This window comes from Pseudomonas sp. FIP_A4, from assembly GCF_036701605.1.
Lineage (GTDB): Bacteria > Pseudomonadota > Gammaproteobacteria > Pseudomonadales > Pseudomonadaceae > Stutzerimonas > Stutzerimonas phenolilytica.
On the sequence record NZ_JAYDXP010000122.1, the window covers coordinates 42,503 to 59,426 of the forward strand.

General features: G+C 63.3%; 23 protein-coding genes. 1 reads left to right on the top strand and 22 read right to left on the bottom strand.

Annotation, left to right across the window (positions count from 1 at the left end; translation table 11 throughout):
• Positions 1-132 precede the first annotated feature (132 nt).
• The 20 genes from U8L64_RS10130 to U8L64_RS10225 form a co-directional block, all read right to left on the bottom strand.
• A complete protein-coding gene (locus U8L64_RS10130; RefSeq protein ID WP_333396874.1) occupies positions 133-498 on the bottom strand; it encodes a hypothetical protein in 366 nt (121 codons plus the stop codon).
• A 57-nt stretch (positions 499-555) separates the two neighbouring features.
• A complete protein-coding gene (locus tag U8L64_RS10135) occupies positions 556-927 on the bottom strand; it encodes a YqaE/Pmp3 family membrane protein (protein WP_333396878.1) in 372 nt (123 codons plus the stop codon).
• 49 nt (positions 928-976) lie between these two features.
• Positions 977-1,507: a DUF4124 domain-containing protein gene (locus U8L64_RS10140; protein WP_333396880.1), complete on the bottom strand. Its 531-nt coding sequence runs from the start codon at positions 1,505-1,507 to the stop codon at positions 977-979.
• 86 nt (positions 1,508-1,593) lie between these two features.
• Entirely contained in the window at positions 1,594-2,121 is a 528-nt protein-coding gene (locus tag U8L64_RS10145) for a hypothetical protein (protein ID WP_333396883.1), read from the bottom strand.
• Between the two features lie 60 nt (positions 2,122-2,181).
• Entirely contained in the window at positions 2,182-2,637 is a 456-nt protein-coding gene (locus U8L64_RS10150; RefSeq protein ID WP_333396885.1) for a hypothetical protein, read from the bottom strand.
• Positions 2,634-2,915, bottom strand: a complete 282-nt coding sequence (locus tag U8L64_RS10155) for a hypothetical protein (protein ID WP_333396888.1) — start codon at positions 2,913-2,915, stop codon at positions 2,634-2,636. The genes U8L64_RS10150 and U8L64_RS10155 overlap by 4 nt, the downstream gene beginning before the upstream one ends.
• A gap of 40 nt (positions 2,916-2,955) precedes the next feature.
• On the bottom strand, positions 2,956-3,954 hold the full coding sequence (locus U8L64_RS10160; RefSeq protein WP_333396890.1) for a major capsid protein: 999 nt from the start codon (positions 3,952-3,954) through the stop codon (positions 2,956-2,958).
• A gap of 64 nt (positions 3,955-4,018) precedes the next feature.
• The gene (locus tag U8L64_RS10165; RefSeq protein ID WP_333396892.1) at positions 4,019-4,654 is read right to left on the bottom strand and encodes a head decoration protein; all 636 of its coding nucleotides are present in this window, start codon (positions 4,652-4,654) and stop codon (positions 4,019-4,021) included.
• Positions 4,655-5,809 (bottom strand): head maturation protease, ClpP-related, encoded by a 1,155-nt coding sequence (locus U8L64_RS10170; protein WP_333396895.1) that lies wholly within the window; start codon positions 5,807-5,809, stop codon positions 4,655-4,657.
• Positions 5,806-7,257, bottom strand: a complete 1,452-nt coding sequence (locus U8L64_RS10175) for a phage portal protein (protein WP_333396899.1) — start codon at positions 7,255-7,257, stop codon at positions 5,806-5,808. Before U8L64_RS10175 ends, U8L64_RS10170 begins: the two co-directional genes overlap by 4 nt.
• Positions 7,257-7,481: a hypothetical protein gene (locus U8L64_RS10180; protein ID WP_333396902.1), complete on the bottom strand. Its 225-nt coding sequence runs from the start codon at positions 7,479-7,481 to the stop codon at positions 7,257-7,259. The genes U8L64_RS10175 and U8L64_RS10180 overlap by 1 nt, the downstream gene beginning before the upstream one ends.
• Positions 7,482-7,498: 17 nt before the next feature.
• A complete protein-coding gene (locus U8L64_RS10185; protein ID WP_333396905.1) occupies positions 7,499-9,490 on the bottom strand; it encodes a phage terminase large subunit family protein in 1,992 nt (663 codons plus the stop codon).
• A 4-nt stretch (positions 9,491-9,494) separates the two neighbouring features.
• Entirely contained in the window at positions 9,495-10,061 is a 567-nt protein-coding gene (locus tag U8L64_RS10190) for a terminase small subunit (protein ID WP_333396907.1), read from the bottom strand.
• A gap of 186 nt (positions 10,062-10,247) precedes the next feature.
• A complete protein-coding gene (locus tag U8L64_RS10195; protein ID WP_333396910.1) occupies positions 10,248-10,982 on the bottom strand; it encodes a hypothetical protein in 735 nt (244 codons plus the stop codon).
• A 3-nt stretch (positions 10,983-10,985) separates the two neighbouring features.
• A complete protein-coding gene (locus U8L64_RS10200) occupies positions 10,986-11,333 on the bottom strand; it encodes a phage holin family protein (protein ID WP_333396912.1) in 348 nt (115 codons plus the stop codon).
• Positions 11,326-11,676, bottom strand: coding sequence for a putative holin (locus U8L64_RS10205; protein ID WP_043296268.1), 351 nt, complete (start codon positions 11,674-11,676; stop codon positions 11,326-11,328). The genes U8L64_RS10200 and U8L64_RS10205 overlap by 8 nt, the downstream gene beginning before the upstream one ends.
• A gap of 277 nt (positions 11,677-11,953) precedes the next feature.
• On the bottom strand, positions 11,954-12,526 hold the full coding sequence (locus U8L64_RS10210) for a hypothetical protein (protein WP_333396915.1): 573 nt from the start codon (positions 12,524-12,526) through the stop codon (positions 11,954-11,956).
• Positions 12,523-12,855, bottom strand: a complete 333-nt coding sequence (locus U8L64_RS10215; RefSeq protein ID WP_333396917.1) for a hypothetical protein — start codon at positions 12,853-12,855, stop codon at positions 12,523-12,525. The genes U8L64_RS10210 and U8L64_RS10215 overlap by 4 nt, the downstream gene beginning before the upstream one ends.
• Positions 12,852-15,572, bottom strand: coding sequence for a DUF5906 domain-containing protein (locus U8L64_RS10220; RefSeq protein WP_333396920.1), 2,721 nt, complete (start codon positions 15,570-15,572; stop codon positions 12,852-12,854). The genes U8L64_RS10215 and U8L64_RS10220 overlap by 4 nt, the downstream gene beginning before the upstream one ends.
• 30 nt (positions 15,573-15,602) lie before the next feature.
• Positions 15,603-15,833, bottom strand: coding sequence for a hypothetical protein (locus U8L64_RS10225; protein ID WP_333396921.1), 231 nt, complete (start codon positions 15,831-15,833; stop codon positions 15,603-15,605).
• Between the two features lie 25 nt (positions 15,834-15,858).
• Between U8L64_RS10225 and U8L64_RS10230 the strand changes: the two genes are divergently transcribed.
• Entirely contained in the window at positions 15,859-16,182 is a 324-nt protein-coding gene (locus U8L64_RS10230) for a hypothetical protein (protein ID WP_333396924.1), read from the top strand.
• A 19-nt stretch (positions 16,183-16,201) separates the two neighbouring features.
• On the opposite strand, the gene U8L64_RS10235 is transcribed toward U8L64_RS10230, so the two are convergent.
• Together U8L64_RS10235 and U8L64_RS10240 are read right to left on the bottom strand one after the other, a co-directional pair.
• Entirely contained in the window at positions 16,202-16,423 is a 222-nt protein-coding gene (locus U8L64_RS10235) for a TraR/DksA C4-type zinc finger protein (protein WP_333396927.1), read from the bottom strand.
• Positions 16,416-16,901 carry a phage regulatory CII family protein gene (locus tag U8L64_RS10240; protein WP_333396929.1) on the bottom strand — a complete coding sequence of 162 codons (486 nt, stop codon included), beginning with the start codon at positions 16,899-16,901 and terminating at the stop codon, positions 16,416-16,418. Before U8L64_RS10240 ends, U8L64_RS10235 begins: the two co-directional genes overlap by 8 nt.
• Positions 16,902-16,924 lie beyond the last annotated feature (23 nt).

The window sequence follows — 16,924 nt, forward strand, 5'->3', positions numbered from 1 at the left end:
CATTGGCTGCCCGCGCCGCGATCAGCGCAACACGATTGTCGGCACGGTCTTCTTGGTCGATGGCGGCCAAGAAAGTTTCGATCTGCCGCAGGCTGTACTCCTGCACGTCAGCCAGGGAATGACCGGCGCCGATCAGCCGCTGGACGACGGAGCCCCACTCAGCGCCCTTACCATTGCCGGCAGGGCTTCGCCGAAAAAACTGGAATTGACCCGCACCACCTCGACGAACAGTTGCACCGAGACGGTCGCCGGCAGGAACCACAGCTGCCAGCGCTTGAGGCTGGTCGTTGCCAGCAGCACCTGGCGCAGCTCACGGCTGTGCGTGGCGGCATAGCGGTTGATCTGCTGCACGCTGGCCTGGCTGAACAGATCGACCAGGGCGCCGGCCGACTTTCCGTAACGCTCGAAGTGGCGCAGCTTCACCGGCAGGATCTTCACGCCACGCCCCATCACCTCGACGGTGACCGGCTCTGGAAACAGGATTTGCAACTCACTCATGCCGAACTCCGGGAAATAAAAAACCCGCCGGGGCGGGTTCGTGTGTTGGGTGGCGGCTTAGTCAATACCGAGTTCTCGCCTCGCTCTGGGCGAATTGATCGGAATCACGCCTGGATTCTTGCAGGCCGGACATACCTGTTGACGGGTGGTCAGGCGCCAGATGCTGTAGATGATGCCGGGCACCAAGAAGCACAGCCACAGGATGATCTCGATGAGTATTGAGCCGCGCGTATGCGTTTGCCCTTCGCTTGTCGTTCCGCACGCTGGACAGTAAAGGCTGCCATTGCGCGCCGCCCTACCCTCTGCAACAGCTGCTCGGGCGCCCTTCATGCCTTTCGCCAGCTTCTCGGCGACAGTTGGCGCTTTATAGGTGGCAAAGTTAGCGCCGCACTTCACGCAATCATCCGGGCTGAGCTGCATCTCGTTCATCGTTGGCTCGTAGCCACACTTTGGACACTGCATTGGGCTCCCTCCCGGATCAGTTTTTATGGCCGGACTGGTAGGTTGACCGGACGCAGCCGCCAGCATCGTAATTGACGCTTGTCACATCGACGTACTTGTCGTTCCAGTAGGTCGTGGCCCCTGCGCCGCGAGCGCTGCCGTCGCGATTGGCCGGGCCGTACATGCTCTCGACGTCCTTGCGTGACATGCCCGGCACGATTTCGCCACGGACCTTCGCAGTGCGTAGGTCGCGTTCAGACAGGCCGGTATCGCAGCCACGCTGCGGTGCGCTGCCACCGACAACCACTGGACCCTCGCTTGGCGCCTGCTCGGGGCGTTGCGCAGTATGGGCCGGCGCGGATGGGGTCGCCATCTGCACCGGTGCGCTCGAACCACTCGGTGCGGCGTTATGGGCGCGGACGACATCTTCAAGGCCACTGTTGCGGGGGCAATTGGCGTTCTTCGTAAACGTGACCTTCCCGGCCTCGTCGACGCATTTGAAGATAGTGGCAGCGCTGGCCTGCGAGGAAAGCAAAAGCGCCGCCAAGATGAAGCCGAAATTACGCATCAGGTTCCCTCCTTTTCGGACATGAGAACCATATCACGCAGCCAGCACCAACGCCCACCGAACACGATGGGCTTGGATTCGGGCGCTTAGGCAATGATGTCCATCTCGACCTTGAAGAACTGCGACTTGCCAGCCTCTACGATGCTGGTGTCGATCAGTACCTCACCAGTGATTTCCAGCGCACCGAACTCGTCACCGATGAGGCCGAGGCCCTGAGCGGCGCCGATCTTCGCGCGGTGCACGGTCACGGTCACTTTCTTGCCAGTTGCCGCCTCGTTCACGCCCTCGAAAGTCATCAAGAACGTCTGCGCGCCGGTGGTAAGCGCCTCGATGATCGCGGTGTTGTTGACGGTGTCCTCGGTAACGGTAGCGAACAGGACCATCGCGAGGTTTTCCGGCGACAGGTCGTGCAGGGTTGCCGTGAACTCGACCGACTCGATGCGGTTCACCTGAGCATAGGTGCCGCCGCCAGCGGTGCGGTAGTTTGGCAGCTTGATGATGTTTTCGTTGACGGTGAAGTTCAGCGCCGAGACGTTGCCTACGTCGCGAGCAGTGCCGCCGCCTTCAGGCGTGAGCTTGACGAGGCCCTTGCCCATGTATGCGTAGTTGGCCATGCGAGTTTTCTCCAGGCGAAAAAAAACCCGCTCGGGGCGGGCTTAGATGATGGTATGGCGCTATGGCCGAATGTTGATGGCAAGCTGAATCGGAACGAGCACGCTGGCTGACCGCTCACCGTTGCCAGGCGGGAAGTGCTCGGAAGTTGAAAGCGACACGCTGACAGTCCCGCGAGGCATCCAGTCCACCGGCCGGCCCTTGCCTGTAATCAGGCAGCGAATCACATCAAGCTCGATGTCCTCGAGCGCGTTGTCGTAATCGTCGAGGCCAACGTCGACGGCGCCAATCACGTAGAAGGCGGGCGTCAGCGTGATAACACCCGGTCCTTCCAGCGGATCGCCACCTTTGGCCCTCTGCACGCAGATCAGCGGAAATCCTACGTGCTCTGACTCAAGCACCTCGCTGAACCAGCCGGTGCGGACGTTTGTGCCAGCATTAGTCCGGTAGCCGTTTGCGACCGTGATCGTTTGCAGGCGCGTGACCAGGGCGAGTCGGGCTTGAGTGAGGATATTCATCGTTGCTCCATGCAGGCAGCCGTAGCCATGTGCCCGTCGTCTACGAGAATGTCTTCGACCAGATAGCGCCGCTTGCGGTAGACGAAGATGCCTCCCCGCCCTACCGAACACGGGATCGCCTGCCGCTGCCATGTGATGCCAACCACGTCGCTGCGATACAGCCCCTCGGGGCCGTTGATCTGCAGGTTGTGGTCGATGATCAACTCGACGTTGCGGATGACCTGTCCGTCCTGGTGTTGGTAATCCCCTGCCCCGTCTCCGAGGGACGCCATGATCATGGCGTCCATTTCGTCGGTCAGCTCAGCGAAGCCCACCGCGTCACACCTTGATCTCGCGCACCGCCAGAGGGCGAGTGCACAGGTGCAGCGGGTTGGATTGGGCCTCGCCCATGACGCCCTTGTCGAACGGCATGCGTTCGAGCTTGGCGTAGTACGGCAGCCCTTCGGTGTTGGCGGTTTCCATGTAGTCCGCAGGGGCGAATGCGCTGATGAACAGCTCCGGCACCCCCTCGGGGAAGACCCGAGCGCGATCGTCGGCGATGAACGCCGCGCCTGCGTGTTTGCCCACCGAGCGCTCCCAGAGGATGCCACCGAAGGTGAATGCCTGGCGCCGGTCACCACGAAGAGCGGACGCTGCCTCACTGGCCAGGTAGGTTTCGCGCACGCTCTGGTGAGCGATGAGCTTCGCCCAGAAGGCTTTCCCGCACAGTGCGCGAGCACCAGTACTGGTGACGTTGCCCAGCGCGTCTTCCTGTGCATCCAGCACCTCAACGCATTTTGCGCTGACGTCTGTCGCATCATTGGCGAGCTCGAACGAATAGACCGCGGGACGGTTGATCCCGAAGCGCTGGTAGATGTCGAGCAGTTCGGTCTTCCCATCTGCATCGAGTACTTTGCCTCCGAGGGCGCCGATGCGCTGGAACTCGTGGGTGAGATCGAGTTGGCGGCGGGCTTTCTCAACCCGGCGAGCAACCACCGCTTCCACCGCCTGCAACTCGGTCATGCTTCCGACCGCGCGGATGCCTTGGATCTCATCAGCGAGGATCTGAAAAACCTGAGGCAGGTGGACCGTGTTGAACGGAATCAGCTTGCGCTTGTCGGCGAGTACGGCGAAGCCGACCCCACCGCGTGGCGCCGCCGGCACCAATGCCAGAGTGGTGCCGTCTTTTTCGATCTGAACGGTGGTGGTGGAAACGCCCTGCTCTTCGAACAGGCCCATGCCGGCGATCTGGCCGGGCAAGGTGTGGTCTTCGTTGATGACAGTGAGCAGGGAGGAGACGCTGAACGCCTCGTCTTCAAAAATAGAAATCTCGGCCATGATGGGCTCCTGAAATGACAAACCCCGCGAAAGCGGGGTTGTGAGTGGGTTCGTGGTTGCGAAGTCAGGCGCGAACGATGATGCCCAGGGCAGCGAGGTCGGCAGTACCGTTTGCATCAAGGCCGGTGAGCAGGCGCTCGGTCACCTCGGCGTCGCGCACGATGGCGGTGGCCTGAACGTCAATCTCGGTCGCATCGACGGATGCATATACGATCGCACTCGCCGCGCGCCGCCCATCATCCGTGCCGGCATCGTCATACGGCACGTATTCGCCGAGCGCGGCCTTTACCGAGAGCGTGAAGCTGTCTCCGACAACGAAATCGGTTAGGCCATCGGCCAGGGTAAAGCTGATACCGCCAGCGCTGAACGCCTCGCCGACAGTGCCCCCACCAACCACTAGCCCGTCCGGACCGCTGAGCTCAAAAGAACCGCCATCCGCGGCGGCGCTGGTGATGGTGAGGGTATACGTCCCGCTATTCGCTGCGCTGGTGACGGCGGTCGAGCCGATGGTGCCATTGCCGGTATTACCGGCGGCGGCAGTGGCGGTCAACGCGTTGGCGGCGGTGATAACCGCAACCAAGGTGCCCGCCATAACAACGCCGGAACCCGCGGAGATCACGATGTTTTCGCGGCTGCGTTCGCCATTGGCCTCCGAAAGGAGGAATTCTCCGGCGTGCACGCCTTCGGTTTTGATGCTCATTTATGCGCTCCTTTCGAGGCGGTGGGATTTACGGCTGGCGTAGACAGCCTGAGGGGTTACTGCGCGGGCGGCCGGCGGCTGGTCATCCAGAACCGGTGGGTGATTATCGAGTTCGACCTGAGCGCTGGTAGCGACCAACTTGTCGAACAATTTGGCTCGTGCCTGCTCCGCGGTGAGCCCGTCCTTGATTAGCTGCTCCGCTTCGCCGGGCAACTTGGCAAGCACGCAGACATCCCGTACGGCAGCGGCGTTTTTGACGGCCGCCTGGACGGCCGCTGCGCTCTTCAGGCCGCTGGCATTGATGAGGACGTGGGCAACGTTCGCCAGACCTTCGGCATGGCATGCAGCGGTGAGCTGAGCTGCCAGCGCGACGGGGTCCTGTTCAAGCTCTGGCTCGGAAGGCTCTGGCTGGTTATTGATCAGGTCGAGAGCCGCCTGGGGGGTATTGCGGTAGCGGTTGAGAATCTTGCCGTGCGCGCTGTTGTCGATCTGCGGCAGGCTGCCAGCCAGAACGTGATCGACGAAGCCGGCGGCCTTAGCTTCTGCGGCGGTGAACCAGGTTTCTTCGTTGATGAGGCGCCGCAGCTCAGCATCGTCAACGGTGAGTTCCCGACGCTGATAGCTGGTAACGATGCCCTCAAGGGCCTTGTCCATCATGTCGGCCATCTTTCGCAGCTCTTCGCTGCCGCCGGCCATGTAGGTCCAGGGGTTGTGGATCATAAACAGGGCGTTGTCGGCCATCTCGACGCGATGCGCACCGCAAGCGGCCACGCTGGCGGCGCTGAAGCATGCGCCGACGATGCGCGCTGTGCAGCGCTCGCCAAGGGCGTTGAGCGTGTTGTGGATGGCAATACCGTCGAAAAGGTCGCCGCCGATGCTGTCGAACAGCACCAGCACCGGGGAGACTCCATCGTCCTGCGATTTCAGATCACGGATGAAGTCGCCCGAGGTGATGCCCCAATAGCCGATCTCTCCGTAGACGTAGATCTCGATAGTGCGCTGCTCGTCTTCGCCTACTGCTCTAATGCTGTACCAGTGTTCGGCCTGCAGATCGGGCGCTCCGGCTTTGTTGAAGGTGCGCGGCTGGTCGAGGGTGCAGGCCGTCATGCCGGCCAAGGCACAGGCCAACGCCAAGGCGCGTGGAATTGGTTTCATTTCTGATCCTCTTTCTCTGACGCCAGGTCGGCGGTGTCGGTGGAGTAGTTGAGGCCGAGCCCTGCTGCGCGCTGGTTATCCTCGGCGTTCTCCCTGTCGATGACTTCGGCGTCATAGCCGGTGCGCAGCACTTGTTCGCTGCGGCTGGTGAGCCCCGCGCGGATCTCAAGAATCTTGCCCTGCGGGTCTTGTACCGGGTGGATGTAGGTCCATCCCTGCGGCACCCACCGCGTGCGCAGGTAGGCGCGGCGTTTGCTGGTGTAATCCGGCAAATTGATTGCGCCGGACAGAACAGCCGTGTCGAGCCATGCGGCACGGATTGGCCGGCAGAGCTGGTGGACGTAAACAGCAAACTGCAGCTGCTCGATGCGGCGACGAAAATCGTTCAGCAACACGCGCAGCACGCGGTCGCTTATGTCGCCCATGTCGCCGGTAAGCAGTTCGTAGGGCAACTCGACGCCAACGGCGGCGGCCTGCAGTTGCTGCCGCATGAAGTCGACATAGGTGTTGCCGGCGTCTGGCGGGTCGGAGAACTCAACCTCTTCGCCTTCGAGAAGTTCCTGCATGGAGCCAGGTTCAAGGGCGACCAGCGGAGCACCGTCTCGATCTACCTGGATCGGCTGCCCGGTGAGCGGATCCAGCGGTGCAAGACCTTCGGGGGCTGGCCGCTTGATGAAGCCGGCAAACAGGTTGCTGACTTCCTGGCGAAACAGCACGGCGTCGTCGTAGTTATCCAGCGAGCGAAGGCGCAATAGGATCGGCGCAAGACGCGGAACACCGCGGAGCTGACCGGCATCGACTACTTCATAGATGTGCAGCACCTGGTCGGCGGGCACGCGATGCAGGGTGTTGTAGTGATAACCAGCCGCGGTGGAGTCACCGGGGTTGCTCTGGTACATCCAGTAGGCCACCCGCTTGCCGATCGGGCTGAACTCAATGCCGGCACGCACGACGTTTCCTGCGCGGGTTTTGAAGTTCTTGTCGAGCGGCACGAATTCGGCCGGCAGCACCTGCAGCTGCAGTGGAACGGCGAGGCCATCTTCCCGGCGCCGCAGGCGCAACCGCACGAAGCATTCTCCGGCCTCTTCAACCATGCGGCAGACCAGGGCCTGCAGGCCGTAGAAATCAGTCCGATCGTCGGCATCGGCTTCATCTACCCAGTCTTCCCAGAGTTGATGCAGGGCGGTGCGGTGGGTTTCGTCCTGCAGTTGCGAACGCGGGACGATACCGGTGCCAATGATATTGGTGACGCGCTTTCCGATAGCGCTGAAGGCGTAGGGGTCATTGCGTACTGCTGCACGCGCACGCTTGCGCAGCGCTGGCAATGCTGGGATTGCCACCGCGTTGAGGGCAGCCTCTGGCGCGTCCCAACCCTTTGCCCTTCGACCGGTACCGGCGCCTTCGTAGCTGTTGCGAATGCGCTTGGGGGTCTGGCGGATGCGTGTCATCAGATGCCTTTGCCCCCGTGGTAGAGCCGCGAGATACGCGAGCGTGGTTTGCTGTTGGATGCCTCGCGTGCAGCTTGCCGGGCGTACTGTTCTTCCAGCATGCGAAGGCTGGCCAGCTCGGCACGCTGGACCTCACGGTCGCCCTTGCGAAGACGTTGTCCCTTACGCAGTACTTCATCGATTTCCGCCCGGACGCTGTCCAGGCGCTGCTGTGCCGTAGTCATGCAGGCCTCGTCTTGTCTCAACGTCGTTTCAGGTAACCGCTACTGGAGCTGCGGCGGATGCTGGCTTTAGCCGGCGCTGGCAGGGGCGCGGCTGGGTGTACGGCACGCAATTCTTCATGCGATGCCGCAGTGGTGGGGGTTACGGGCGTGACTGTGGGCTGGTCGCGCTCGGCAAACAGGCTCCCTTGGCTTACCGCGGCGCTCAGGCGCGACCAGTCAGGTTCCTTGTACCGATGCAGGCCCAGGTAGTGCGCCATTGCCAAGTTGTAAACCAGAAGGTCTAGCGCTTCGTTGCGATCCGCTTTGCCCTTGACCCATTCGCTGCGCTTGTAGCCTTTGACGTAGCGGGTGATCTTCCGCTCGGCCACGCACTGGTCGTAGAAGTCCGCGGCCAGATCGATAGAAAAGTGCAGAGCCCCTGGGCCGTCATTTAGGTGGTAGCGGTTGTAGATCCAGTCCTTGGCAGTGTCGGTACCGATCATCCAGAGTTCGGCACCCTGCTTTTCGGTGGTTCCTTTCCAAGTCACGTCCACCTTCGACGGGCGCTGTGCGATCACTGGGCGGCCTGACTTGCTCGCGCCCTTGACCGCGAACACGTTGCGCCAGCGGCGCAAACGGCAGAACTGATAGACCTCGTCGGTGTGGTGACCACCGGAGTCGATGGCAGCGGCGCAGATAGCCAACTCGACGCCGGAGGTGTGCCGGTAGCGCATCTTCAGCCGCTCATCGAGAGAGGCCCAGGTGCGTTCGTCCGATGGGCTGCCTTGGATGACCTGATGGTCCACTACCCAACGTTCTAGGCCTTCGCCCCAACCGAGCACCATCAGTTCTAGCCGGTCTCCCTGGGTATCGACCGCGGCGGTGAGCATCAATGCTCCAGCGGGGACACTGCCGAGCCGGTATTCCTCAGCGCGGGCTCTAAGCTCGCTGGCCTTGGTCATTTCCTGCGCCGAGTCCCACACGCGTGCCAGGCGGGTGTTATAGAACACCTGCATGGGCTCGAGATCGCCGCGGGCCGCTGCATGCAGGGCCTTCGCGTACTGCTTGACCAGGTCGACCCAACTGAGCCAGCCGGGCGGCATATAGAGGGCACTCAGGGTGAAGCTGACGGTTTCGCCGTCGCCTTCGGCATGGGCGCGCCAGTCACCGGCTGCCAGCATCTGTCCTTTGTGATGTTCTTCGATCAGCGCGCCGCACTCGGCGTTGCAGCAGAGGTAGCCTGCCCAGCTGTAGTCATCCGACCATTTGAGGTTTTCCCACTCAAGCACCTGATGCTCGCCACAGTGCGGGCACGGCACGTAGTAGTGACGCTGATCTCCCTGCTGGTAGAGGTCTTCGATCCTAGACGCGCCCTTTATGGTGGGCGAGCTGGAGAAGTAGAACTTGGCGTTGCGACCGAAGGTGGTACCGCGCGTTTCGGCCAGTTCGATTGGGTCGCCTTCGTTGTCTACGTCGACATCCCAACGGTCAACTTCGTCTCCGTAGATGAAGCGAGCGGAGACTTCCGCCAGGTTGGCGGCAGAACCTGCAGTGGTGGCATACAGCGTTCCGCCTTCGAATTCTTTGGTGTCGAGAGTGTTGCGTGAATCCCTTGAGCGAGCAGTGGCAACACGGTCTCTCAGGACCGGAGTCGCCTTGATGGTTTTGTCTACGCGGCCACTGACGCGCTTGGCCAGGCCAAGGCTTGGCAGCAGCATGAGAATGTTGGCAGGGGCCATGTGGATGCAGCCGCCTATCCAGTTGAGTGCGATCTGCGTCTTCATCATCTGCGAGGCGACTTTCGTCACTACACGCTTGGCCGGATGGTTCGGCGACAGGCAGCGCATCGGCTCGCGGGCATAAGGCGTACGGTCAGTCCGGTAAGGGCCAGGCTCAGCCGCACCGCTGTCGCGCGGGATGCGCATGAACTCGTCGGCCCACTGGTCGATCCAGAGTTCAGGGTCTGGCTGCAGCCCACGCATAAACGCCGAGCGGTACTGCTCGGCACCGTCGGCGTAGTGTGGATTCATGGCGTTACTTCTGCGGGCTGAGCGCCCTTTCAAGGTCTGACTGACTCAGGCGGCTAGCGTCTTCCAGCACGCGCCGCAGATGGCCGGTGAGCTCGCGTTCGAGTTCCCACGGGTCGGTGATTGCAGCGAGGGCCGGACTGATCTGCTTAGGCACGCCGAGCAGCAGATCACGAATCAGTCGGCCTGCCGTGTAAGCGGCGTTCTCAACGGCCAGCCGCTCGACCAGCTCACCTGCACTCTTGCGGGCTTCGCTCTCTGCCAGCTGGGCGAGGAAGTACTCGCGCTGGGCACGGGACTTCTGGAAGTCGTAGACGTTTGCATGCGGTTCGCTGGGAGGTGCATCAGCGGCGACGTGCGCGCTGACGCCCTTCTCGATCCGATCACGCTGGTGACGATCCGCAACCCCTGCCTTACTGGGGTCGGCGCTCTCCTTGAGCAGCGCCTGGGTGGCCAAAACATCGACTCGGCCATCAGCGGCAAGGACAAGGCGCGACTGCTTACCGAGCTTCGACACGTAGGGCTTCGACCACCCCATCCGCGCCGCGAATTCAGACTTGGTCAGTAGTTCCATAGCGGCACCTGTTAACCATCTAACCCACAACGGTTAACCCGTTAACCCCTGTTAACTAACTTGCCGGCCCTCCCGCTAACGCAGAAACGCGGCGCGAATTACCCGCATCGTCTGGACTTCCTCAGGGGCCCCGGCGCAATCCCCGATGCCGCCAGCGACGTGCAGCTGGAACCGCGAAACGTGCGGTCACCTAGCGGTCGCAACAGCCTGCTCGAACGCCTTGGCGAACTCCTCATCGAAGCGAGCCTTCACGATGTTGTCGGCGATCTTGAAGAACGGCACGCGAACCCTGTAGCGCGGCGCAGCGTCGGTGAAGATGAAGACGGGCCGAACACCAATCTCCCGACCGATCTTCTTGCGTTCCCACACGCCCGCCTCGCCATCGACCTCACCGACGAAGTACCGCCAGGCGTTTCCCTTCTTGCGGCTGCGCTTACTGTTCGTGGCGTTATGTTGTGAGCCGGAGGTGGACTCCGCAGCACCCAAGCCGGACAGAATCTTCATCGCCAGCTGGCCTTTGATGTTCCCGTGCGGATCGAGGAAAGCCTTGTTAGGCATCGCATACTGATCGGGGCGCATCAGCCCTCTGCGGATCAGCGCCTTCTCGAACCGTTTGCGTGCACGGGTGCCGCCGTATACCTGCGCCTGCAGGTACTTGTCAGCCGGAATGCTCGCGCCGAACGCATCTTTCAGCCACACCTTGGATTGAAGTCGGGTCTTTGTTGCAGGCTTGATGAACACGCTGTTGAGAGTGGTCCTGGTCGGACGATCGAAGCGTTTCTCCATAACGGAGACCTCGCCCTTCTGCACACGCTTGGCCAGATTGGTCAGCGTCAACGCAGTGGCGAACGGCACCTGCTTGGCGAACTTATCGAGCTGGTCCTGGGCGACCCTCAGGTCTGGCGCCTTGATCGTTATCATCCGTCACCGCCTCACCACCCGCCTCTCCCGGAACACCGCGCCATGCCGGCGCTCTGCCCCGTCCCAACGTGGCGACTCAGACTTCAGCACCACAGCCAGATTGCCGCGCGCCCGCCAGATCGTGCAGGTAAACACCGCCAGCAGCACCACCAGCGGCCAGCTCTGCGGCTGCATGTGCAGCGAGCCCTGCAGGATGCTGATCATCGTCTGCCCGGCGCAGCCCATCACCAGCACCGCCACCAGCGAAATGCCACGCCGGAAGCGCGCGCCGCTGCGGCGATACGTGAACAGTCGCAGGAAGATCACCAGGCACAACCAGAACGTCACCTGCGTCAGCACCAGACTATCCATCGGCTTGCCCTCGCTGAGCCGGCAGAGCGCCGCGCTTGATTGCATTGAGCGACAGCGTCACCACCAGCACCGAACAGATGAACGCAGCCGGCCCGGGGAACGCGAACGGATGGACGCCGAACACCTCAAGATCGCCAACGGCCGGCGACAGCAGATAGCCCATCACGAACGAAGTCAGGAAGAACAACCCGCGCTGCCACAACGGCAGCTCACGCGTCGTCGTGAAATACAGCAGCGCGCCGAATAGCGCACCCACCGCCGCCTCCGTGTTCACGCCAGCCAGCACACCGGCCACGCCAACACCGACAGCGCCGGCAACCACCACGCCGCTCGGCTCGCTCATCACAACCTCCCACCGGCCAGCGGCCAAAAGAAAGGCCCACCGTTACGGGTGAGCCTTGGAATGGATGCCCCCTCTCGGGGGCTGGCCTGCCGGGGAACAGGCCGCGACACAGCACGTCGCTTGGTGGTTATCGCTGCGGGCGCAGCTCTACAACCATGCGCACTTTCTACAGCCGACATGCAACGGCGTAAACCCTCGAATTACGCCCCTCTCGAATCCTCCGCGAATGCTCCCGCAATCCTCCGCCAATCCTCGAAACACACCGGACGAACGGCCATCACGCAGCCCCCTTCGCCGCCGCCCTCACCGCCCGCGCCGCAGCCTTGCGCTCCCCTTCACGCCGGCGCTCGGCCACCAGCGCAGCCCGTGCGGCATCGCGCGCCACCCGTGCCCGCTTCACCGCCGCCGCATGTGCATCCGTGCCCCGCTCCGCCGCCTGCAAACGCGCCAGCGCCACCGGCCACTCCGCCATCAGCTCCGCGTGCAGCTCATCCACCTGCGTCCGATACGTCCGCATCGAGATACCCAGGCGCGCACACTGCGTCGCCACCGCCACCGCCTGCGGCCCCTGGCAGTAGCGCACATGCGCCAACCGCTGCAGCACCCGCCCACGCGAGCCAAGCCCTAGCGGCGCATCCTTCGCCAGCCCGTCCAGCGCCATCGTCACCGCCTGGCTCGCACGGCTGATCGCCACCGCGCACTCCACCAGCGACAGGCAACGATGCCCGCCCACGCCGCCCGGCGCATCGTCACCCAGCCGGCCCAGCGGCGAGGCGATGGCCACATCCAGAGCAGGGTCCACAACCTCACGGCCCCACGCCTGCAACAGCACCTCCATCGCCTCGATCATGCTTCACCCCCGACCCGACACAAAAACACCGAACCCAACACAAACCCGACACACTTAAAACCCTTACAAATCAACACCTTCAAAGTATCTGTGTTGGGTGTGTTGGGTTTGTTGGGTTTTTCAGCCCTCGCGTAGAAAAAAAACCAACCGTCACCGGTGCCGGCAACCAATCCCGAGCGCGATGCACGCATGCGCGCGCGCGCGTAAAACCCGACACACCCGACACACACCGCCGCAAGCCCCGCCGTTACTGGCCTGCCGCTGTGTTGGGTTGCAAAACCAAACCCGACACAACCCGACACACCCGACACACATTTGCGCCCAATCATGCCGCCACCTCCTTGACGTGATCCCAACCATCCACGTCCCAGCCCGCCAACTTCGCCCGCGCGCGCCACTCCCTCACCTGCTGGCCAAGCGCAGCGGCTTTCAGAGATAGGGGCGGGAAAGAGCCATCCTCCTCGCCTTCCCCCGCATCCGGCAGGAAGAACGCACCGAAGCGCCGATCGCTGCCGTCCGTCCACGGAATCGGCCGCGGCGTCTTGCCGACTTCCGAACTGATGAACAAGCTGAACTTCGTCTGGCTCATCGCGTGCTCGCGGTTGCGCTGGCACCACTCCAGAAACAGCGCATACAGGTCCGTCGACAGGCACGCGCCCCACAGCCCCTTGCCCAGCTCGCCCACCCGCCACTGATGCAAAAACGTCTGCCACCCCGCACGGGACAGCGCCACCAACCGCTGACGCGCATCCGTCTTCGGTGGCCGCGTGCGCTCATTGAAGTCGCCCAGGTCCACATCCAGCAGCCAGCCATACAGCGCCGCCACCCCACCGTTCGCCAGCTCCGCGCCGATCGCCCGCTGCCGTTCCTCCGGCAACGTCTCCAGCGGCCACATCACCAGAAACCGGCGGTCCGACTCACTGATCGGCCACGGCATGATCTCGTTCGAGAGGAACACCGCATTCATGTGGTTCGCCTCCTCCCAACCGTTGATGAACTTCGACTCCATCCGCACCGTCTTCCCGGTGATCAGATGCTTGATCTTGCCCACCTGGTTGTAACGCTGGTCCCGGCTTACCACCTCCTCGAACACCGCCCACAGCTTCCGGCTCTGCCACGCATTGAAGTTACTCTCCAACTGCGTCTGCCCCACCGTCGCCGCATACGGCCCGTACAGCGCCCCCAACGTATCGGCGAACAGCAGACTCTTGCCCGAGCCCTCCATCACCGAATGCATCAGCACCGCCGTATCCAGCTTCGCGCCCGGGTGCTGCAGCGGAAAGGCCAACCACTTCACCAGCCAATCCAGCGGCGCTGGCTCGTGGTTGCACAAAAAGGAGATCAGCCACCGCAGGTTCTCGCACGCCTTGTCATTGCGCACCGGCTCCAGCGGCAGCCCCTCGAACGTGTTGATGTACACCGCCGGGTCTTTCGTCATCGTCGGGTCGAACACAATGTGATCTACATCCACCGTCCGCCGCTCCGCGCTGTTCAGCCACAACGCATACGCATCGCCCAGCGCCATCTTCACCGCGCCCTCCGGGATGCGCCGCTTCTTCTCGCGGTCCCACACATCCTTCGTCCCATCGATGTACACATACCGCTGGATGGGCGTCATCCCCAGCGCACCGGCCTTCTTGCCAGCCATCCGCCGCGCCTGCTCGATCTCGCGCACCTCATCCGCGCCGATCAGCTTCTTGCCCGCATCCTCCGCCCAGCCCTTCGCCAACGGCTTCGTCACCAGCGCCTCGAACGCGGTCTTCTTCATCACCGCTTTCTTATCCTGGTCCCAGACGTGCGTCGTGCCTTCCACCAGCGCAAACCGCCGCAACACCTGTGCCGCCGTAAACCCCGCCCCCGCCCCCCCGCTTTCGGAGGAGCCGCCCGGCGCCGCGGCTTCGTCAGCGGATGGGGTCGGGGAAGGCTTACCACCAGCAACCGCAGCAGTAAGCTGCTCCGTCACCGCCTCCAGCCCCCACGCCACATGCACATCGTTCCAGTCCTGCCCCGCCTCGGCTTCAGCCGGCAGCGTAGGGAACGCCGCAATACCGCCAACCTCTCCCGCCGCCGCTTCCGCCTTCTTTCGGCCCGGGTTGCCCGGCTTCGTCGGGTCGTCATCGCCGGCCAGCACCAACAGCGCATCCGGGCACTGCGCCGCCAGGTCGCGCGCCACCGCCGGCATGTTGCCGGAGTCCAGCGCCATCGCCACGGGCCAGCCCTTCGCCATGTGCACGCTCGCCGCCGTCGCATAGCCCTCGGCCTCGGCGATCACCGCCGCACCGTCCAGCTCGCCCAGCACATGCCGGCACCCCGCCTTGCGCCCGTACTTCGGGAACAGCTTCGTGCCCTGCTCGTTGATCGCCTGCAGGCTCCACAACTTCCCCGCCGCATCGCGCAGCGGCACCGCCACAGTGCCGGCCTTGAACATCAGGAACGACAGCGAATCCGGCCTGGGCTTGGGCATCGCCGCGAAGAATGCACGCGCCTCGCTCCCCACCCATACATCGCACCGCTGGCGTTCGTCATCGATCGCCAGCACAACCGTGTAGTGGAAAAAGCCCACACCAAAAGCCCCCACCTGCTTGCGCTCCAGGTAGGGGCTTTCGCCTTCCGGCTTACAGTGCTTCGTCCAGATCAGCTCGCACGCGGCGGCCACGGCCTCACGCATCACCTGCGCCCGCGCCTCGTCCGCCTCGATCTCCGCCTGGCGCACAGCACGGCGCGCTTCCGCTTCGGCATTCAGCCGGCGTTTCTCCTCGGCGGTCATCGGCTCGCGGCGCGGGCGCCACCCGTTGTCCTTCGCCAGCTTGATCACCGTGCCCATGCCCGTGCCCGCCTTGCGGAACGAGCGCCACACCGTTTTCGCATCGGCCGCGTTATACCCGTCGCCGGTCGCACTCCAGGTATCCCAGGCATCGAACCCAGCGCTGGCAAACTCCGCCTTGATGCCCATCCCCACCTGCAACCACGTATCGCGGTCATCGGCGCGGATGAATTGCAGCAGCTCGGCGAGGTCGGCCAGGGTGAGAGGTACGCGGTCAGACATGTCTGTTCCCTCCCACCATCAAACGCCGGTTCAAGCGGCCGGCTGCGCTTCGCTCAATGCCTGCGCGAGGGACAGCACCCGCGCACGCTTCGGCGCCTCGAACGCGGTGCAATTGGTCAGCGCTAGGTCGCCGTCCCGCAGTCGCGCGCGGCCATCCCAGTTGTCTACGATTCGCTCGCAGCCCAACGCTTCCTTTAACGCTGCGGCATTCGTGGTCTTGCCCGCGCCCTGCGGCGCTACGATGATGATCAGCTTGTTCATGGATGGCCTCACTGGAGTAAAAAGCATGTTGAAGGGCGAACTGCGTCAAACCCACTTCCCCTATTGCCTCGATCGGCTGGAAGACGGCAGCTACGTGTTGCTCAACCGTAACTACAAGCCAATCGGGTTCATGACGGGCGAATGGATCAACTACGAAGAACACCCAATAGGCATGAGACTTCCAGGCCTCACTGAAACACTCGCCGCCGAGCTGGACGTCCGCGGTCGAGCGAATCTGGATCGAATCTATTTCTACAATGACGGCTGCCTGCCCACTGAAAGCGCTGAGCACATGCAGGTGTACCTGGCGCGACTGGCCAAGCTGATGGCGCTGCGCATTGAGGAGTGACGCACCGCAGGGGTGAGCATTAGCCACGCTTCACCCCCGCATTCCGCTTGTCCTCGAAGACCTGGCACTCCACGCACAGCCGGCACCCTTGCACCGCATCGCGCCGGGCCTGTGGAATCTCCACGCCGCACTCCTCGCACTCGCTCAGGCTCACGCCCTCATAACGCACGCGGGCGGCAATCGCCGCCTCCCGGTCGTCCAGCTCGCGCTGTTGCGCCATCTCGAATGCACGCTCATCCATGACAGCTCTCCCCCATCGCCTGCTCGGCGCCGGCGACGATCCCGAGAATCTCCCCGACCATCCGGTTCGCGTGGTAGCGCAGCGTCTCCACCTCGTGCGGCTCCCAGCGGTTATCCGCTGCGCCGTCATGCAGGCTGCCGACGAACTCACCCTCGGCCTGCAACAGCGCGCCCAGCGCCTTCAGCGCATCGCGCGTCGCTGGTACCGGCTGCGGCACGAACGCCACCGCCCCGGCCGGGCGCACCAATGCCGCCAGCAGGCGCGGATCGCGCGTTGTTGCGACGATCTCCTCAATGAACTCAGGGTGAATTGGGCGGTGGCCCTCAGGGTTGACGCGCTTGCTCAGCTCGTCCGGGTCCATGCCGATGGTCAGCGCCACCGCGTTCTGGCCCCCTGTTGCGTCGCGCGTGGCGCGGTACAGCGCCTGGCGGGTATTCAGCACCGGGCCTTTGCCCGGTAGTAGATCTCTGCGGCTCATGGCTTTAATGCCCCGGTAACGCT

What these genes read in the sequence shown, in the direction of transcription:
- U8L64_RS10195 (WP_333396910.1), bottom strand. Translation starts at nt 10,982, where the DNA reads ATGATAACGATCAAGGCGCCAGACCTGAGGGTCGCCCAGGACCAGCTC.
- U8L64_RS10130 (WP_333396874.1), bottom strand. Translation starts at nt 498, where the DNA reads ATGAGTGAGTTGCAAATCCTGTTTCCAGAGCCGGTCACCGTCGAGGTG.
- U8L64_RS10200 (WP_333396912.1), bottom strand. Translation starts at nt 11,333, where the DNA reads ATGGATAGTCTGGTGCTGACGCAGGTGACGTTCTGGTTGTGCCTGGTG.
- U8L64_RS10205 (WP_043296268.1), bottom strand. Translation starts at nt 11,676, where the DNA reads ATGAGCGAGCCGAGCGGCGTGGTGGTTGCCGGCGCTGTCGGTGTTGGC.
- U8L64_RS10145 (WP_333396883.1), bottom strand. Translation starts at nt 2,121, where the DNA reads ATGGCCAACTACGCATACATGGGCAAGGGCCTCGTCAAGCTCACGCCT.
- U8L64_RS10180 (WP_333396902.1), bottom strand. Translation starts at nt 7,481, where the DNA reads ATGACTACGGCACAGCAGCGCCTGGACAGCGTCCGGGCGGAAATCGAT.
- U8L64_RS10210 (WP_333396915.1), bottom strand. Translation starts at nt 12,526, where the DNA reads ATGATCGAGGCGATGGAGGTGCTGTTGCAGGCGTGGGGCCGTGAGGTT.
- U8L64_RS10235 (WP_333396927.1), bottom strand. Translation starts at nt 16,423, where the DNA reads ATGGATGAGCGTGCATTCGAGATGGCGCAACAGCGCGAGCTGGACGAC.
- U8L64_RS10135 (WP_333396878.1), bottom strand. Translation starts at nt 927, where the DNA reads ATGAACGAGATGCAGCTCAGCCCGGATGATTGCGTGAAGTGCGGCGCT.
- U8L64_RS10165 (WP_333396892.1), bottom strand. Translation starts at nt 4,654, where the DNA reads ATGAGCATCAAAACCGAAGGCGTGCACGCCGGAGAATTCCTCCTTTCG.
- U8L64_RS10155 (WP_333396888.1), bottom strand. Translation starts at nt 2,915, where the DNA reads ATGATCATGGCGTCCCTCGGAGACGGGGCAGGGGATTACCAACACCAG.
- U8L64_RS10140 (WP_333396880.1), bottom strand. Translation starts at nt 1,507, where the DNA reads ATGCGTAATTTCGGCTTCATCTTGGCGGCGCTTTTGCTTTCCTCGCAG.
- U8L64_RS10220 (WP_333396920.1), bottom strand. Translation starts at nt 15,572, where the DNA reads ATGTCTGACCGCGTACCTCTCACCCTGGCCGACCTCGCCGAGCTGCTG.
- U8L64_RS10190 (WP_333396907.1), bottom strand. Translation starts at nt 10,061, where the DNA reads ATGGAACTACTGACCAAGTCTGAATTCGCGGCGCGGATGGGGTGGTCG.
- U8L64_RS10185 (WP_333396905.1), bottom strand. Translation starts at nt 9,490, where the DNA reads ATGAATCCACACTACGCCGACGGTGCCGAGCAGTACCGCTCGGCGTTT.
- U8L64_RS10240 (WP_333396929.1), bottom strand. Translation starts at nt 16,901, where the DNA reads ATGAGCCGCAGAGATCTACTACCGGGCAAAGGCCCGGTGCTGAATACC.
- U8L64_RS10170 (WP_333396895.1), bottom strand. Translation starts at nt 5,809, where the DNA reads ATGAAACCAATTCCACGCGCCTTGGCGTTGGCCTGTGCCTTGGCCGGC.
- U8L64_RS10160 (WP_333396890.1), bottom strand. Translation starts at nt 3,954, where the DNA reads ATGGCCGAGATTTCTATTTTTGAAGACGAGGCGTTCAGCGTCTCCTCC.
- U8L64_RS10175 (WP_333396899.1), bottom strand. Translation starts at nt 7,257, where the DNA reads ATGACACGCATCCGCCAGACCCCCAAGCGCATTCGCAACAGCTACGAA.
- U8L64_RS10150 (WP_333396885.1), bottom strand. Translation starts at nt 2,637, where the DNA reads ATGAATATCCTCACTCAAGCCCGACTCGCCCTGGTCACGCGCCTGCAA.
- U8L64_RS10225 (WP_333396921.1), bottom strand. Translation starts at nt 15,833, where the DNA reads ATGAACAAGCTGATCATCATCGTAGCGCCGCAGGGCGCGGGCAAGACC.
- U8L64_RS10230 (WP_333396924.1), top strand. Translation starts at nt 15,859, where the DNA reads ATGTTGAAGGGCGAACTGCGTCAAACCCACTTCCCCTATTGCCTCGAT.
- U8L64_RS10215 (WP_333396917.1), bottom strand. Translation starts at nt 12,855, where the DNA reads ATGATTGGGCGCAAATGTGTGTCGGGTGTGTCGGGTTGTGTCGGGTTT.